The 14,899-nt window shown below is 68.5% G+C and carries 18 protein-coding genes; 5 read left to right on the top strand and 13 right to left on the bottom strand.

Annotated elements, in window-relative coordinates; translation table 11 throughout:
• Nucleotides 1-64: 64 nt before the first annotated feature.
• The 9 genes from QAA18_RS08450 to QAA18_RS08410 form a co-directional block, all read right to left on the bottom strand.
• Nucleotides 65-880 (bottom strand): hypothetical protein, encoded by an 816-nt coding sequence (locus QAA18_RS08450; RefSeq protein ID WP_279412494.1) that lies wholly within the window; start codon nt 878-880, stop codon nt 65-67.
• 226 nt (nt 881-1,106) lie between these two features.
• Nucleotides 1,107-1,763 carry a thiopurine S-methyltransferase gene (locus QAA18_RS08445; protein ID WP_279412493.1) on the bottom strand — a complete coding sequence of 219 codons (657 nt, stop codon included), beginning with the start codon at nt 1,761-1,763 and terminating at the stop codon, nt 1,107-1,109.
• Between the two features lie 30 nt (nt 1,764-1,793).
• Complete coding sequence (gene parC, locus QAA18_RS08440) at nt 1,794-4,040, bottom strand: DNA topoisomerase IV subunit A (RefSeq protein ID WP_279412492.1); 2,247 nt, start codon at nt 4,038-4,040, stop codon at nt 1,794-1,796.
• A gap of 223 nt (nt 4,041-4,263) precedes the next feature.
• A complete protein-coding gene (locus tag QAA18_RS08435) occupies nt 4,264-5,076 on the bottom strand; it encodes a D-alanyl-D-alanine carboxypeptidase family protein (RefSeq protein ID WP_279412491.1) in 813 nt (270 codons plus the stop codon).
• Nucleotides 5,077-5,085: 9 nt separating this feature from the next.
• A complete protein-coding gene (locus tag QAA18_RS08430; RefSeq protein ID WP_279412490.1) occupies nt 5,086-5,619 on the bottom strand; it encodes a hypothetical protein in 534 nt (177 codons plus the stop codon).
• Nucleotides 5,616-6,425, bottom strand: a complete 810-nt coding sequence (locus QAA18_RS08425; RefSeq protein WP_279412489.1) for a CPBP family intramembrane metalloprotease — start codon at nt 6,423-6,425, stop codon at nt 5,616-5,618. Before QAA18_RS08425 ends, QAA18_RS08430 begins: the two co-directional genes overlap by 4 nt.
• Nucleotides 6,415-6,594: an Arc family DNA binding domain-containing protein gene (locus QAA18_RS08420; RefSeq protein ID WP_279412488.1), complete on the bottom strand. Its 180-nt coding sequence runs from the start codon at nt 6,592-6,594 to the stop codon at nt 6,415-6,417. Before QAA18_RS08420 ends, QAA18_RS08425 begins: the two co-directional genes overlap by 11 nt.
• 1 nt (nt 6,595) lies before the next feature.
• The gene (locus QAA18_RS08415) at nt 6,596-7,471 is read right to left on the bottom strand and encodes an SPFH domain-containing protein (RefSeq protein WP_279412487.1); all 876 of its coding nucleotides are present in this window, start codon (nt 7,469-7,471) and stop codon (nt 6,596-6,598) included.
• A 64-nt stretch (nt 7,472-7,535) separates the two neighbouring features.
• The gene (locus QAA18_RS08410) at nt 7,536-8,456 is read right to left on the bottom strand and encodes a hypothetical protein (RefSeq protein WP_279412486.1); all 921 of its coding nucleotides are present in this window, start codon (nt 8,454-8,456) and stop codon (nt 7,536-7,538) included.
• A 39-nt stretch (nt 8,457-8,495) separates the two neighbouring features.
• On the opposite strand from QAA18_RS08410, the gene purT reads away from it, so the two are divergent.
• Both purT and QAA18_RS08400 read left to right on the top strand, forming a co-directional pair.
• The gene (gene purT / locus QAA18_RS08405) at nt 8,496-9,722 is read left to right on the top strand and encodes a formate-dependent phosphoribosylglycinamide formyltransferase (protein WP_279412485.1); all 1,227 of its coding nucleotides are present in this window, start codon (nt 8,496-8,498) and stop codon (nt 9,720-9,722) included.
• Nucleotides 9,723-9,744: 22 nt separating this feature from the next.
• Nucleotides 9,745-10,056: a hypothetical protein gene (locus QAA18_RS08400; RefSeq protein WP_279412484.1), complete on the top strand. Its 312-nt coding sequence runs from the start codon at nt 9,745-9,747 to the stop codon at nt 10,054-10,056.
• A 37-nt stretch (nt 10,057-10,093) separates the two neighbouring features.
• Here QAA18_RS08400 and QAA18_RS08395 read toward each other — a convergent pair whose 3' ends face one another.
• Nucleotides 10,094-10,834 (bottom strand): arginyltransferase, encoded by a 741-nt coding sequence (locus QAA18_RS08395; protein WP_279412483.1) that lies wholly within the window; start codon nt 10,832-10,834, stop codon nt 10,094-10,096.
• A 128-nt stretch (nt 10,835-10,962) separates the two neighbouring features.
• Between QAA18_RS08395 and QAA18_RS08390 the strand changes: the two genes are divergently transcribed.
• Nucleotides 10,963-11,448 carry a hypothetical protein gene (locus tag QAA18_RS08390; RefSeq protein WP_279412482.1) on the top strand — a complete coding sequence of 162 codons (486 nt, stop codon included), beginning with the start codon at nt 10,963-10,965 and terminating at the stop codon, nt 11,446-11,448.
• On the opposite strand, the gene QAA18_RS08385 is transcribed toward QAA18_RS08390, so the two are convergent.
• The 3 genes from QAA18_RS08385 to QAA18_RS08375 are packed head-to-tail and all read right to left on the bottom strand — an operon-like array spanning nt 11,449 to nt 13,687.
• Nucleotides 11,449-12,237: a hypothetical protein gene (locus tag QAA18_RS08385; protein ID WP_279412481.1), complete on the bottom strand. Its 789-nt coding sequence runs from the start codon at nt 12,235-12,237 to the stop codon at nt 11,449-11,451.
• Nucleotides 12,237-13,115, bottom strand: a complete 879-nt coding sequence (locus tag QAA18_RS08380; protein WP_279412480.1) for an acyl-CoA thioesterase II — start codon at nt 13,113-13,115, stop codon at nt 12,237-12,239. The genes QAA18_RS08385 and QAA18_RS08380 overlap by 1 nt, the downstream gene beginning before the upstream one ends.
• A complete protein-coding gene (locus QAA18_RS08375) occupies nt 13,112-13,687 on the bottom strand; it encodes an N-acetylmuramoyl-L-alanine amidase (protein WP_279412479.1) in 576 nt (191 codons plus the stop codon). Before QAA18_RS08375 ends, QAA18_RS08380 begins: the two co-directional genes overlap by 4 nt.
• Before the next feature lie 23 nt (nt 13,688-13,710).
• Here QAA18_RS08375 and QAA18_RS08370 point away from each other — a divergent pair, with 23 nt between their 5' ends.
• A complete protein-coding gene (locus QAA18_RS08370) occupies nt 13,711-14,241 on the top strand; it encodes a hypothetical protein (RefSeq protein ID WP_279412478.1) in 531 nt (176 codons plus the stop codon).
• Nucleotides 14,242-14,254: 13 nt separating this feature from the next.
• On the top strand, nt 14,255-14,899 hold a 645-nt coding region (locus QAA18_RS08365; protein ID WP_279412477.1), incomplete at its 3' end, for a THUMP domain-containing protein.

Genomic DNA, 14,899 nt, shown 5'->3' with positions numbered 1-14,899 from the left:
CAACCGCCCTAAGCCAACAGCAGCTCACCAGGCCCTATTGCAGGAGGAGTCCATACACGCATTGTTAGGTGGCATTTGCGTCTGCCACTGGGGCTGGAAGTTCGAGCTGCGGTTGCTTGCGCGCCTCGAGCTCGGCACTGTGCCAATGCTGATGTAGCTCTTGCTCCATCCAATCAGTGAGCTGCAAACAACTCTCATATGACTCTAGGAAATACTGATTGTTAATTGGGAGGTGGCATCCTGGCTTGACTCGGGAATGAGATCCACTTTTCCGAATATATGTTTCGTTCGCTATACCGCGATTGTGGATATGGATGTCGCGGGTTGCTTTGATCTCCAGGTAGCAATGGAAGGCCGGACAGGCGAGCAAGTTGATGCCTATAAGCCCATCAAATGCCTCCGCAAACTCAGTTGGGGATTTGTAGGACAAGTCATTGATCAGAGAATCAGTGGCTCTAAGGTGCATCTCTTCAAGTGAAGATGCTTCAAGCACCGCTTGAATCGTGACGGTGCGCTTGGCCCCGATCTTCTGCGGGTACTTGACGACAACCGCTCGGAGAACATCCCCGAGCATGGCCTCGATGATTGTGACAAGCTGCATTACCCCATTAACGCCAAGTTGCGTATAAGAGAGAAAATCGTAGCGATCCAGCAGCTCTTGCTTGGTGTATTTTCGAACAAAAGGCATTACTGTTTTGTCCGCCTTGTACCCAATGGGGTAGGCGATCTCTAGTTCGTCCTTCTGGTCCTCCCTGACGTTCTTGGCCGCATAACCCAATGCCAAGTAGGTAAGTTGTGCCATCTCACCTTGAACAAAAAGGGCGGCACGCGCGCCATCCGCAATGCGGTTCAAATGGTCGCCTAAGTTCAGAGCTGCCATAGATGTCCTGTGCCACCTAACGCCTAGTAGCGCCCACCCGGCGCGATATGAACCCGATACTTACTTCCGTGATCTGGCCGGTCAAGTCCTGAATCTCCTTCGCAAGCATGCACTTGCCGGATCCTTCCCGCACCGCCACTCCATTGCATATCGCGCCATCCACGCTCGGCACCTTGGTTATCGAACGAGATGCGGTGAAAGCGCCGGCCAGCGTTGGAACCCGGGCTCAGCGACGCGCGAGCCGGTAGACGGCGGTCGAGAGCTCGGTCACGCCTTCGGCCTGAAACCCCGGCTGCTGGGCCAGGATGTCGCGCCGCTCCAACACCTCGACGTTCCAATCCCGTCCAAACCGTTCCATGACTTCGGCCTCCGCCACGCTGAATGGCGGCCCCTGCTTCTCGTCCTGGGGATACTCGAGGGCAATCAGCAGCCCACGGCACCCTTGCGGCAGCCGGGCATACAGCTCGCCCACGTAGCGAGTGCGAAGCTCAGGGGGCAGGGCGATCACTGCAGCCCGGTCATAGACGGCCGCGCAGTCCGCCAGCACTTCGACATCCAGCCCGAACGCATCCCCCAGGATGATCTCGATCCCGCCGGCTTCGAAGTGGGTGCCGTAACGGGTCTTGCGCTGTTCTGGCTTGAGCCCGTGCTCGTCGAAAAACTGCTCCACCGCCAGCGGCGACAGCTCGACGCCAAGCACGCGATACCCCTGCGAGGCGAACCACGCCATGTCCAGCGACTTGCCGGCCAGCGGCACGAATACGCGGCTGCCCGGTGCGACACCCAGCGACGGCCAGTGCTTGAGCAGCAACGGGAACGGCTTGTCGTTGTGGAAGCCGATGCGGTTTTCTTGCCAACGCTGGTGCCAGAATTCTGGTTGCATTTCTATCGCGGCTTCCGCCGCTCCTACGGGTCAGGGGGCGATGGAGAGGCCGTCTACTTTTTGCCAGCCGCGGGGGAGGAGGCCGCCTCGGGAGGCGCGCTTGCCGAGGTAGGGCTCGAGGTCCTTGAACGACAGCGTCATGGTGCGCGCGCCGGAATGCACTGCGAGCGATCCGCCCGGGGGCACAACGGCCACGGCGACCACGCGCTCGGTACCGAGCTTGGCCTTGGGGATTTCGATGATCTTGTTGCCCTTGCCCTTGTCGAGTTCCGGCAACTCGGCCACCGGGACGGCCAACAGGTGGCCGGCGCTGGTCACCGCCACGATGCGGTCGTCGTCGACCGACGATACGGCGGCGGGCTGCAGGATCTTCGCTCCCGTCGTCAGCGACTTCATCGCCTTGCCGGCCTTCTGCCGCGAGAGCAGGTTCTCGAAGCGGGTGACGAAGCCGTAGCCGTGCGAGGACGCGAGCACGAAGCGGTGGTCGTTCTCGCCGGTGACCAATGCACGGAACGATGCGCCCGCTGCCGGCGAGAAGCGCCCGGTCAGTGGCTCACCGTTGCCGCGTGCACTGGGCAGCGAGTGCGCGGCGGTCGAGTAGCTGCGCCCGGTCGAATCGATGAAGGCGACCTGCTGGTTGCTGCGCCCCTTCACCGCGGCCAGCAACGAATCGCCTTCGCGGTAGGACAACCCGGCGGCGTCGACGTCGTGGCCCTTGGCCGCGCGCACCCAGCCCTTGTCGCTGAGCACGATCGTCACCGCTTCGCTGGGCACCAGCTCGGTCTCGTCGATGGCCTGCGCGGCCTGGCGCGCGACCAGCGGCGACATGCGCGCGTCGCCGAACTTCTTGGCGTCGGCCAGCAGTTCGTCCTTGATCAGCTTGCGCAGCTTGGCCTTGCTGCCCAGTGTCGCGATCAGGCGATCGCGCTCGGCATCGAGTTCGTCCTGTTCGCCGCGGATCTTCATCTCTTCCAGCCGCGCGAGCTGCCGCAGCTTGGTGTCGAGGATGTAGTCGGTCTGTTCCTCGTCCAGGCCGAAACGCGCCATCAGCACCGGCTTGGGTTCGTCCTCGGTGCGGATGATGCGGATCACTTCGTCCAGGTTGAGGTAGGCGACCAGCAGGCCTTCGAGCAGGTGCAGGCGGCGCTCGACCTTGGCCAGGCGATGCTGCAGGCGGCGGGTCACGGTGTCGCCGCGGAACACCAGCCATTCGGCCAGCAACTCCTTGAGGTTCTTGACCTGCGGACGGCCGTCCAGGCCGATCACGTTCATGTTGACCCGGAAGCTCTTCTCCAGGTCGGTGGTTGCGAACAGGTGACCCATGAGCTGCTCGGCGTCCACGCGGTTGGAGCGCGGGATCAGCACGATGCGGGTGGGGTTGGCGTGGTCGGATTCGTCGCGGATGTCCTCCAGCCACGGCAGCTTCTTGGCGCGCATCTGCACCGCGATCTGCTCGATCACCTTCGACGGCGAGACCTGGTGCGGCAGGGCGGTGACCACGATGTTCGACTGCTCGCGCGAGTACGTGGCGCGGGCGCGCACGCTGCCGGTGCCGGTTTCGTACATCGTGCGCAGGTCGGCGGTGGCGGTGATGATCTCGGCCGCGGTCGGGTAGTCCGGGCCGCGCACGTGCTCGCACAGGTCGCGCACGCTGGCGTCGGGATCCTCGAGCAGGCGGATGCAGGCGCTGACCACTTCGCCCAGGTTGTGCGGCGGCACGTCGGTGGCCATGCCCACCGCGATGCCGGTGGTGCCGTTGAGCAGCAGGTGCGGCAGCCGCGCCGGCATGAACGCCGGTTCCTCCAGCGTGCCGTCGAAGTTCGGGTTCCAGTCCACCGTGCCCTGGCCCAGTTCGCCCAGCAGCACTTCGGCAATCGGCGTGAGCTTGGATTCGGTGTAGCGCATCGCCGCGAACGACTTGGGGTCGTCGCTGGAGCCGAAGTTGCCCTGGCCGTCGATCAGCGGGTAGCGGTACGAGAACGGCTGGGCCATCAGCACCAGTGCTTCGTAGCAGGCGCTGTCGCCGTGCGGGTGGTATTTGCCGATCACGTCGCCGACGGTGCGCGCGGACTTCTTCGGCTTGGCCGTGGCCGCCAGTCCGAGTTCGCTCATGGCGTAGATGATGCGCCGCTGCACCGGCTTGAGGCCGTCGCCGATGAAGGGCAGGGCGCGGTCCAGGACCACGTACATCGAGTAGTCGAGATAGGCGCGCTCGGCGTACTCGCGCAGGGGGATCTGTTCGAAGCCGTGGAAGGCCGGTCGTACCGTTTCGTTCATCCCCGCATTGTAAAGCCCGTGGGAGCGGCGGCAGCCGCGACGCTAAGCCAAGCGGGTGGGTCGATGCTTCGGCCGCGAAGGTGCTCCGGGCGTCGCGGGAAAGGTGGTGCGCTTTGGCGAAATCAAGGAGGAGGCCGGGCCGCAGGCCCGGCCGGGGGACATTCGCCAAAGCGGACCGCCTTTCCGGCGTAAGCACGCCAGGACATCGCGGCTGCCGCCGCTCCTACGATGGGGCGAGGGCCCAGTGCCAGGGTTCGTAGGCGATGCCGTGCGGGTTGCCGCGCGGGTAGCTCAATCCGAACCCGTGGGCCCCGGCATTGGCCTGCAGCCACGCGAATGCCGGGGTAGCCTCGAACGACTCCTCGGCTGGCGGCTCGTCGGGGGTGCCGATGTCCAGGGCCAGGCCGGAATGGTGCTCGCTGTAGCCGGGCGCGGCGTTGACCGTCAGGATCGCCTCGACCGCCTGTCCCTGCGCCAGCTTCCGCTCGAAGATGCCGAGCTGGTAATCGTGGCTGCGATAGCCGGAGATCGCCTCCAGCACCACGCCATCGCGCAGGGCATCGGCCTGCATCGCGTTCCAGGCCAGGGCGCCATCGGCGTGCAGCCACAGCGGCCGGCGGAAACGGTCGAAGCCGGCCAGGGCCAGCCACTCGGGTTCGGGCACCAGGGCCAGGCCGGTGCGCGCGGCGTAGTCGTCGCCGTCGATGCCGAGCCGGTCCAGGCGTTCGCGCAGGCGTTCCAGCGGCAGCGCCGGTACCGCCTCGATGCCCGGCCTGCGGCGACCGCGGAAGTTCGCGATCCGGCGCATCGCCTCGTCCAGCCCGGGTGCGGTGGCATACGCGGGGCGCAACGGTTTCAGCGCGCCATCGACGACCACCGCCAGGTAGCGGCCATCCTGCTTGCGCCGCAGGACCCGTTCGGCACCCGCGAGCAGGCGCGCGTCGTGGTTGCCACGCGCGCGCAGCAGGCCGCCAGGCCAGGCTTCGACCAGCGCGGTGTTCAGGAGGACGGCGGCGGGATGGCGGTCTGCGCGCATCCCCGCAGGTTAGCTGTGCGGGGCAGGCGGTGCCAGTTCGCGCAGGCGTTCGAGCAGTGCCTGCGGCCGGCGCGGCTCAAGCAGCAGGGTGTAGCCGCGGGTCGTGGGTAGCCACAGCAAGCGCTTGCCGCCGGCGGCGGCCACGAACAGCTTGTCCAGGTCGCGGGAGCGGAAGGCGCCGCCCTTGAACGCGAACGCGGCCATGGCGTTGGTCTTGATCATCGGCTTGCGCCCCGGATGCTCGTCGAGCGAGATCACGCGCGCCGCTTCCAGGTCCAGCTCAGGCCACGCCAGCTTGCGCTGGTACATCGCCGTGACCACCTCCAGCCCGGACGCGTCCACCGTGACCCGGTGCCGGCGCATCAGCCGGTCGAGCAGCAGCGCGAGCACGATGGCGCCGGCAATGGCCAGCACCGCCACCTTCCAGCTCTCGCCGGCGAGGATGACGCCGACCAGCAGCGGCACGGTGCACAGCGCGACCATCAGCAGCCGCGTGCGGATGCCGACCGGCTGCAGTTGCCAGGGTGCGTCGGCGTCGTTCATAGCGGTCCCATGGATGCCAGCGGTGCGATCACGTGCAGCACGATGTCGGCGCTGAAGTGGCCCAGCATCGCCATCTCGATCCCACGCTTCCAGTACAGCCAGCCGAACACCAGGGCGCCGATGGCATTGAGCAGCACGGTGCGTACGACCACGATCGAGGACAGGCCCCAGAGCTTCTCGGCCGCGGGCAGGTGGCCGGCGCCGAAGGCGATGGCGGCAATCACGATCGCGAGCCAGAACAGCGGTGCGCGCGGGCGATGGCGCCCTGCCAGCGTGAGCATCCACACCAGCAGCGTCATCAGGAACAGGCGCAGCTGCAGTTCCTCGGCGATGCCGCCGTAGAACGAGGCGAGCAGGCCTTCGACCGCCGTGGTCGCGGCAGTGCCAGCCGAAGCAGGGTGCAGCCGCTCGGGCAGCATCGGATCCAGCGCCAGGCTCACGAGCAGGATTGCAACTGCGGCGAGCACGCCCAGCAGGATCGAGTTCCAGGGGCGCAAGGTCGCGACGGTGGCGGTACGCGGCGCCCCGAACCAGCCTTGCAGCACCGGGCTGCCCAGGCCCACGCGATGCCCCATGCGCAGGCCCAGCAGCGACAGCACGCCGAGCAGCACCAGCGCCTGCACGCCTTGCACCAGCGCCAGCATCGGGAACGACAGCGACACGTTGGCGAAGGCTTCCGGCGTCAGCCGCCGCAGATAGGGCAGGACCGCAACGGCCGCCAGGCCGGCGAGCACGCCCCAGGTGGCGGCCGTGGCGAGATCGGGTTTCCACGGAGCCTTGGTCGCGGGCGATCGTTCACTTGCCATCGTCGTCTCCCTCGCCGGGCGCCTTCAGCCGCCCGGCTTTGCGCAGCGCATCGCGCAGCACGTACTCGATCTGCGCGTTGAGGCTGCGGAGCTCATCGTCGGCCCAGCGCTGCGCCGCCGCCAGGACCTCGGCGTTGATGCGCAGCGGGTAGGCCTTCTTCTCCGCCATTTCAGTACAGCGAGCCGGTGTTCACGATCGGCTGGGTCGAACGGTCGCCGCAGAGCACGACCAGCAGGTTGCTGACCATGGCGGCCTTGCGTTCCTCGTCCAGCTGCACCACGCCGTTCTTCTGCAGTTCGTCCAGCGCCATCTCGACCATGCCCACGGCGCCGGCCACGATGCGCGTGCGCGCGGCGATGATCGCGTTGGCCTGCTGCCGCTGCAGCATCGCCTGGGCGATTTCCGGTGCGTATGCGAGATGGCTGATGCGTGCCTCGAGCACCTTCACGCCCGCGTCGGCCAGGCGCTCGGCGAGCTCGTCGCCCAGGTGCTGGCTGATCTCGGCGGCGTGGCTGCGCAGCGACACCTGGCCTTCCTCGTGCTGGTCGTAGGGATAGCTGGTGGCCATGGTGCGCAGCGCGGCCTCCGACTGGATGTGCACGAAGCTTTCGTAATCGTCGACGTTGTAGACAGCCTCGGCCGAGTCGACCACCTGCCACACGATCACCGCCGCGATCTCGATCGGGCTGCCTTCCAGCTCGTTGACCTTGAGCTTGCCGCTCTCGAAGTTGCGCACGCGCTGGCTGACCTTGCGCTTGGCATAGAAGGGGTTGTTCCAGCGCAGGCCGTTCTCCTTGACCGTGCCGACGTACTTGCCGAACAGGCTCAGCACCGCGGCCTGGTTGGGCTCGACCATGTACAGGCCGACCAGGGTCAGCAAGGCGACGACGGCGACCACGACGCTGCCCAGGATCAGCCAGCCCGAGACCATGCCGTCGGGCGTGTTGACCGCGGAGACGAAGCCCCACACGGCCAGGGCGGTGAGCAGGAGGACGCCGAACAGGTAGGGAATGCCCGGCAGCGAGCGGATGGGGTTCTCTTTCATGACACGGTCCTTGGTCGCGGCCGGAATGGCCACGAGATATTGATATCAATCTGATATCAGTCTGTCAAGGATTCAAATGCAGCAGCGGGGCCGGGCTCAGCTCCCCGCTGGCGTACAGCGCCCGGTTGTCGTCGCTCCAGCCCAGGGCCTCGCCCTGGGGAAGCCAGGGCAGCGGGTGGACCTCGGGCTTGCGGGCCAGCGCCTGGGCCCAGCCCTCGCGGGCGCGGCGCGGGTAGATGAGCACGTCGCGATAGGTCAGCACGGCCATGGCATGGCGGTCGCGGGCGATGTCTGCTGCGGTGACCTGGCTGCGCAGCCGGGCCATTTCCGGGTTGGCGCGGACTTCCTCCTCGTCGCCCTGGGGGACGCCGGCCAGCTCGCCCAGGCGGGTCGCGACCAGGGGCTCGCCGTCGTCGTCGCCGGCCACGGGGCGCAGGGGCAGGGCGAACAGTTCCGGCGGCTGTCGCTTCTTGGAGATGAGCAGCACCTGGTTGCCGGCTGCGTCCACGGCCACGGCCTCGCAGTCGCGGGCGCCGCCGGGCCAGCTGAAGACGATCGACCAGGCCGGGGCCACGGTCGCGTCGGCCAGGGCGTCGGGCTCGGGCACCACGTGCAGCTGCAGGGTCTTGCGCAGGCCGCCGTTGTCGCCGGTGTCGGCGACCAGCAGGTAGTGGCGTCCGTCCAGTTCGAAGGTGGCGATGTCTTCCCAGTCGGTGTTGTCCACCCCGGCGATGTCCAGCGTGGCGATCTTGCCGCCGCGATGGCTCACCGCATACACCCGCGCCTCGTTGCCGCCGTCGTTGAGCATCCACAGGGTGTCGGCGTGGCGGTGCGAGGCGGCCAGGCCGCTGACCTCGTCGAGCTCGGCGTCCAGCATCAGCCCCGACAGCTGGGTGAAGGGCGGGGCGCTGCAGGCGGCCGCGAGCAGGGTCGCGGCCAGGCCCGTTGCGGCCAGGGGCAGGAGGGGACGGAATCGGACCGGCATCGTCGAAGCATCGCACGGCCCGCGGTTAAGATGGCGCCCATGCCTACCATCGGAACGCCACTGACCCCGCACGCCAAGCGTGTCCTGCTGCTCGGTTCGGGCGAACTGGGCAAGGAAGTGGCGATCGAACTGCAGCGCTTCGGCGTCGAGGTGATCGCCGTGGACCGCTACGCGGACGCGCCGGCCATGCAGGTCGCCCATCGCAGCCACGTCATCGACATGCTCGACGGCGACGCGGTGCGCGCGGTGATCGAGCGTGAACGGCCGCAACTCGTGGTGCCGGAGATCGAGGCGATCCACACCGAGACCCTGGTGGCGCTGGAACGCGAGTGGAAGCAGGCGCAAGACGACGGCAATCCGACTGCGCGCGTGATCCCGACCGCGCGCGCCGCGCGCCTGACCATGGACCGCGAAGGCATCCGCAGGCTGGCCGCGGAGGAACTGGGCGTGCCGGTGTCGCCGTACCGCTTCGTCGACACCATCGAGGACTATCGTGCCGCGATCGAGGTGCTGGGTCTGCCGTGCGTGGTCAAGCCGGTGATGTCGTCGTCCGGCCACGGCCAGAGCATCGTGCGCAGCCTCGACGAGGCCGACGCCGCGTGGGAGTACGCGCAGACCGGTGGCCGCGCCGGCGCCGGCCGCGTGATCGTGGAAGGCTTCATCGACTTCGACTACGAGATCACCCTGCTGACCGTGCGCCATGTCGGCGGTACAAGTTTCTGCGAACCGATCGGACACCTGCAGCGCGACGGCGACTACCGCGAGAGCTGGCAGCCGCAACCGATGTCGAGCCACGCGCTGGCCGCAGCCCAGGGCATCTCGCGCGAAGTCTCCGACGCGCTCGGCGGCTGGGGCGTGTTCGGCATGGAGTTCTTCGTCAAGGGCGACAAGGTGTGGTTCTCGGAAGTGTCGCCGCGCCCGCACGACACCGGCCTGGTGACGCTGGTGTCGCAGGACCTGTCGGAGTTCGCGCTGCATGCGCGCGCGATCCTGGGCCTGCCGGTACAGGCCCAGGACGGCGAGGTCATCCGCCAGCTCGGTCCTTCCGCTTCCTGCGCGCTGCTGGCCGAGGGCCATGGCGTACCGGTGTTCAGCGAGATCGGTGCGGCGTTGCGTCATCCCAACGTGGCCCTGCGCCTGTTCGGCAAGCCGCGCGTGGCCGGCCATCGCCGCGTCGGCGTGACCTTGGCGCGCGGCGCCGATGTCGACGATGCGCGCCGGATCGCGCGCGAAGCCGCCGCAGCGCTTACCATCGACCTGGTCTGAGCCAGAGGAACGGATCCCGCGAATGAACGACAGTAACGGCTATGCGGTGTTTTTCTTCCCGCAGGCGCTCGAGGCGCTGGGCGATGCGATCAAGCCCTACCTGCAGGACAGTCCCGCCGGCCCGCACGTGCTGTGCCGCGAGATCGACACCGGCGGCGCGCTGATCGAGATGGCATTGCAGGGCGTCACCGCCGACGGCCGTACGGTGCAGCTGGAACTGATGGTGCCGGGCTCGATGGTGCGCATGATCGTGTCCAGCCAGAGCGACGGCAATTTCGGCTTCGGCCCGCGCGACCACATCCAGCCGTCGATCGTCGTCCCGGAAGAAAATTGACCGTGGGAGCGGCGGAAGCCGCGAAAGCCGCGAAATCTCAGAGCGCCTTCCACTCCCGCCCGTCGAACCCCTCCAGCGGCCGGAACCTGCGCTTGTAGTCCATCTTCGCGTGGCCGTCGATCCAGTAACCCAGGTACAGGTGGCTGCGTCCGTCGCGGCGTGCCCAGGCCAGCTGCTGCAGGATCGCCAGCGTGCCCAGCGAGCGCGCGCGTTCGTCCGGGTCGAAGAAGGTGTACACCGCGGACAACGCCGTTTCGCCCACGAGGTCGGTCACCGCCACCCCCAGCAGGCGATGGCTGCCGTGTTCGCGCAATTCCAGGAAGCGCCCCTGCGACCAGCTGCCGACCAGGAACTGGTCGAACTCGAGCGCGCCGTGGTCGTCCATGCCGCCGCCGCGATGCCGCGCCTGCAGGTAACGCCTGTATAGCGCCAGCTGCTCGTCGGTGCGCTCCGCCTGCACGATGCGCACGTCGACGTCGGCATTGCGTGCCAGGCAGCGGCGCTGGCTGCGGTCCGGAACGAAGTCGGCGACCGGCACGCGCACCGCGATGCACGCGCGGCAGCCGCGGCAGTTGGGGCGGTAGACAAGATCGCCGGAGCGGCGGAAGCCGGCGCCCAGCGCCAGCGGATACAGCCGCGACAGGCGTTCGTCGCGCGGGTCCAGCACCAGGTCGCGGGCGATGCGCTCGGGCCAGTAGCCGCACGGGTGGTCGCCGGTATGGAATACCCGCAGCCCCGTGTCGCTCATGCCCGCTTCGTCGCCTGGCGTACTGCCCATGCGCGCAGCATAGCGCCGCCGGCCTGCTGTCCGGAGACTGAACGCGGCCGGCCGCGGGTCAACGCCCGCCCGGGCAGGGCGTTGAAGGTGTCGATGGCGGCGCCGTGCCGCCCGTACTGGAGACACGCATGAACCGCATCGCATTGATCGCACTCGCCCTGGCCGCGGCCACGGCGTCCAGCGCCGCGCTGGCCCAGCAACATGGCAAGCATGGCTTCGGCAAGCATGCCTACGCCCAGCACCATCGGCAGCATGCGCGCGGCATCGCCGGCCTCGACGCCGATGGCGACGGCCGCATCTCGCGCGACGAAGCCGCGGGCAAGGGCCGCATGTCGGGCATGCTGGTGAAGAACTTCGACGCCATCGACGCCAACCGCGACGGCCACATCGTCCGTACCGAGCTGCGCGCCTGGCACGAGCGCCAGAAGCCGGTGCGCGAGGCCGAGCGCGCCAAGCGTTTCGAGCAGCGCTACGCCGCCGCCGACCTCAATCGCGACGGGAAGCTGAGCAAGGTCGAAGTGACCGAGAAGATGCCGCGCATGGCCAAGGGTTTCGCCTGGATGGACGACAACCGCGACGGCTTCCTCAGCCGCGCCGAGCTCCGCGCCCGGTAATCAAAGCAGCACGATCACCCGCCAGCCGCGCGCGTCGTGCGAGACCTCGTAGGTTTCCACCACCGGGGTCGCGCCGGCCGCGCGGCTGCGCGCCAGGCTCACTTCACCAGCGCCCGCTGCGTTGCGCACGTGGTAGCTGCTGATCGCCAGGCGCGGCACGTCGCTGGCCGGACACTGTGACAGCGCGATGACCTGGCCGGGCGTTTCCGGCAATGCGGCAAGCAGCGACGGCGCGGGATCGTGACCATCCACGGACAGGCATACCGCCTGGTCCTGGCGGGTCGGCAGTTCGCCGGCCAGCACCGCCACGGCGAGTTCATCGGGTACCGGCGAGTCGCCGGCGGGCAATGGCGCAACGGCCACGGCCGGCGCCTGCGGCGATGGCGCGACGGGATCCAGGTGGGTGAAGAACGCAAGCACCATGACGATGGCGATCACGCCCAGCAGGCCCAGCTTGAGCCGGAACGCGCGCCGGCGTCCGGCGACGTCGGCGGCCATGCGCTCCTCGGTGCGGAACACCGGCAGCCGGTAACCGGTGTCGCCGCGGGTACTGTCGAGCAATCCCAACTCGCGCAGCATCGCGCGGGCGCGCGGCTGGTCGTCGGAGCGCACCACCCACACCGCCGGCATCGGTTCGGTACGCGCGTCGTCGCGGTAGCTGAAATTGCCGCGCAGTCCGCCTTTGTACGCGCGGCGCTGGGTGACCTTGACCTCGATGCCCTCGTCGCGGAGCAAGGTGGCGACGCGCTCGACGTTTTCCAGCCGCGGGCTGCTGAAGACCTGGCGCATCAGTCGGCCACCACGCGGATCAGGCCTTCCTGTGCGGTGCTGGCCACCAGTTTGCCGGCGCGGTCGTAGACCAGGCCGCGGGCCAGGCCGCGGCCACCCTGCGCGCTCGGGCTGTCGAGCGAATACAGCAGCCATTCGTCGGCGCGGAACGGACGGTGGAACCACATCGCGTGGTCGAGCGAGGCCATCTGCACGTTCGGCTGGTAGTAACTGATGCCGTGCGGGAACGTCGCGGTGCCCAGCAGGTGGAAATCCGAGGCGTACGCCAGCAGCGTGCGATGCAGTTCCGGCGAATCGCCCACGCGCTCTGACAGGCGGAACCACACCTGCTGGAACGGCGGCCGCTTCGGCGGCTTCAGGTCGTCGCGCGGATAGACGTGGCGGAACTCGAACGGACCCATCCGCGACAGCCAGCGTTGCACCTTGGTCGGCAGCTTCTCGAACACGTCCGGCGGCAGCGCGGGGGCCGGTTCGATGTCCTCGGGCATCGGCACCTCGGGCATCGACAACTGGTGTTCGCCGCCGCCCTCGTGTTCCTGGAACGAGGCCGCGCAGAAGAAGATCACCTGGCCGTGCTGGATCGCGGTGACCCGGCGCACCGAGAAACTGCCGCCGTCGCGGGTGCGGTCGACGTGGTAGACGATCGGATGCTCGATGTCGCCGGCGCGCAGGAAATAGGCGTGCAGCGAGTGCGCATCGCGCGGCGTGGTCATCGTCGCCTGCGCCGCGGTCAGCGCCTGGCCCAGGACCTGGCCGCCGAACACGTACTTGGTGCCGATGTCACGGCTCTGGCCACGGAACAGGTTGTCCTCGAGGCGCTCCAGCGCGAGCAGGTCGATGAGTTCGGCGACGGGCGCGTTCGGGGCGGTATCGGTCATCCGGGCAGTATACGGGCCAGCGGCACCGCGGCCTGCACGCGATCCCACGGGAACAGGGGGCCGGGATCGCGCTTGCGCCGCACCTTCACCCCGGGGTCGTCGCTGGCCGCCACCTCCTCGCGGTCCAGGTCCTCGTGCCCGGCGATGTCGCGCAGGGCGGGCAGGGCCCGGCGCAGGTGTGCGAGCAGGGCGATCAGCGCATCCACCTGCGCATCGGGATAGGCCTCTTCCATCGCCTGGTGGCCGGCGTCCAGCCAGTCCGGCCAGCGCCCGGTGTTGACCAGTTCGATCCCGATCGCGCGCGCGTTGTGCCCGCGCACATGGTGCGCCACGCGGTCGTCGCCGACCCAGCGTTCGATGCGGCCGTCGCGGTCGATGTAGTAGTGCCCGCTGTTGCCGGTGCCGGATTTCGGATACAGCACCCGCTCGCCGTACTCGCGCGCGGTCGCCAGGTCCGGCAGTTCCGTGCAGTGGACCACCACCAGTTCGACCCGTTCCAGCGGCCGCGACTGCAGCGCGCCGGTGTAGGGCAGGGGACGTTCAATGACGTGCGGGGCGGCGGCGTTCGGCATTGCGCGGATGCTAGCATCGCGCCATGCGCGGCCACTGCATCCTCTCCCACGGATTCGAAAGCGGCCCGGACGCGACCAAGGTCACCGCCCTGTCGGCGGTGGCCGAACGCCACGGCTGGACCCACGAACGCCCCGACTACACTGACCTGGACGCGCGGCTGGAGGTCAGCCGCGTGGGCGACGTGCCCGCGCGCCTGCAAAGGCTGCTCGAGCTCGCGCGCGACGCCTCCTCGCGCGGACCGGTGCTGCTGGCCGGCTCCAGCCTCGGCGCATGGATCTCGGCCCGGGTGTCGCTGGAAGTGCCCGTCGCGGGCCTGTTCCTGCTCGCCCCGCCGGTGCGGATGGCGCCGGCGCCGGACATGGACGTCGCGCACGGCGTCCCGGTGTCCATCGTGCACGGCTGGAACGACGAACTGATCGATGCCGCCCAGGTCGTGGACTGGTCGCGCGCGCGACAGGCGCGCCTGCTGCTGGTCGACGACGGCCATCGCCTGGCATCGAGCGTTGGCGACTGCGCCGACGCCTTCGACGCGCTGTTGGCCTCGCTGCGCTGATGGGCCTGCACTGATGGATTTCTTCGCAAGCTGCGGCAAGGGTCTGGAATACCTGCTGGCCGACGAGCTGCTGGCACTGGGCTGCAGCCACGCCACCGCGACGGTGGCCGGCGTCAACGCCCAGGGAACGCTGGCCGATGCGCAGCGCGCGGTGATGTGGTCGCGCCTGGCCAGCCGCGTGCTGTGGCCGCTGGCCACGTTCGACTGCGCCGACGAACACGACCTGTATGCCGGCGCGGCGGCGGCCGACTGGCCGCGCCACCTGGACGCCTCGATGACGCTGGCGGTCGACGCGCACGTCTCCGGCAGCGGCATCACCCACGCGCGCTACGCCGCGCAGCGGCTCAAGGATGCGGTGGTGGACGTGCTGCGTGAGGCGACGGGCGCGCGACCGGACGTCGACACCGAGGCGCCGGACCTGCGCCTGAACCTGGTGGTGCGCAAGGGCAGGGCGATCGTTTCGGTCGACCTGGGCGGCGGCCCGATGCATCGTCGCGGCTGGCGCGACACCCAGGGCGAGGCACCGCTGAAGGAGAACCTGGCCGCCGCCGTGCTGCTGCGCGGCGACTGGCCGCGCGTGCATGCCGAAGGCGGCGCGCTGCTCGACCCGATGTGCGGCAGCGGCACGCTGCTGATCGAAGGCGCGCTGATGGCGGCC

It is taken from the genome of Luteimonas sp. 8-5, from assembly GCF_029763755.1.
In the GTDB taxonomy this organism is placed as follows: domain Bacteria; phylum Pseudomonadota; class Gammaproteobacteria; order Xanthomonadales; family Xanthomonadaceae; genus Cognatiluteimonas.
The sequence above is the reverse complement of the archived record's forward strand: the minus strand, read 5'-3'. Positions and strand labels throughout refer to the sequence as shown.

Excerpts from the sequence above, each read along its gene's own strand:
- QAA18_RS08450 (WP_279412494.1), bottom strand. The coding sequence starts at position 880 with ATGGCAGCTCTGAACTTAGGCGACCATTTGAACCGCATTGCGGATGGC.
- QAA18_RS08445 (WP_279412493.1), bottom strand. The coding sequence starts at position 1,763 with ATGCAACCAGAATTCTGGCACCAGCGTTGGCAAGAAAACCGCATCGGC.
- parC (WP_279412492.1), bottom strand. The coding sequence starts at position 4,040 with ATGAACGAAACGGTACGACCGGCCTTCCACGGCTTCGAACAGATCCCC.
- QAA18_RS08435 (WP_279412491.1), bottom strand. The coding sequence starts at position 5,076 with ATGCGCGCAGACCGCCATCCCGCCGCCGTCCTCCTGAACACCGCGCTG.
- QAA18_RS08430 (WP_279412490.1), bottom strand. The coding sequence starts at position 5,619 with ATGAACGACGCCGACGCACCCTGGCAACTGCAGCCGGTCGGCATCCGC.
- QAA18_RS08425 (WP_279412489.1), bottom strand. The coding sequence starts at position 6,425 with ATGGCAAGTGAACGATCGCCCGCGACCAAGGCTCCGTGGAAACCCGAT.
- QAA18_RS08420 (WP_279412488.1), bottom strand. The coding sequence starts at position 6,594 with ATGGCGGAGAAGAAGGCCTACCCGCTGCGCATCAACGCCGAGGTCCTG.
- QAA18_RS08415 (WP_279412487.1), bottom strand. The coding sequence starts at position 7,471 with ATGAAAGAGAACCCCATCCGCTCGCTGCCGGGCATTCCCTACCTGTTC.
- QAA18_RS08410 (WP_279412486.1), bottom strand. The coding sequence starts at position 8,456 with ATGCCGGTCCGATTCCGTCCCCTCCTGCCCCTGGCCGCAACGGGCCTG.
- purT (WP_279412485.1), top strand. The coding sequence starts at position 8,496 with ATGCCTACCATCGGAACGCCACTGACCCCGCACGCCAAGCGTGTCCTG.
- QAA18_RS08400 (WP_279412484.1), top strand. The coding sequence starts at position 9,745 with ATGAACGACAGTAACGGCTATGCGGTGTTTTTCTTCCCGCAGGCGCTC.
- QAA18_RS08395 (WP_279412483.1), bottom strand. The coding sequence starts at position 10,834 with ATGGGCAGTACGCCAGGCGACGAAGCGGGCATGAGCGACACGGGGCTG.
- QAA18_RS08390 (WP_279412482.1), top strand. The coding sequence starts at position 10,963 with ATGAACCGCATCGCATTGATCGCACTCGCCCTGGCCGCGGCCACGGCG.
- QAA18_RS08385 (WP_279412481.1), bottom strand. The coding sequence starts at position 12,237 with ATGCGCCAGGTCTTCAGCAGCCCGCGGCTGGAAAACGTCGAGCGCGTC.
- QAA18_RS08380 (WP_279412480.1), bottom strand. The coding sequence starts at position 13,115 with ATGACCGATACCGCCCCGAACGCGCCCGTCGCCGAACTCATCGACCTG.
- QAA18_RS08375 (WP_279412479.1), bottom strand. The coding sequence starts at position 13,687 with ATGCCGAACGCCGCCGCCCCGCACGTCATTGAACGTCCCCTGCCCTAC.
- QAA18_RS08370 (WP_279412478.1), top strand. The coding sequence starts at position 13,711 with ATGCGCGGCCACTGCATCCTCTCCCACGGATTCGAAAGCGGCCCGGAC.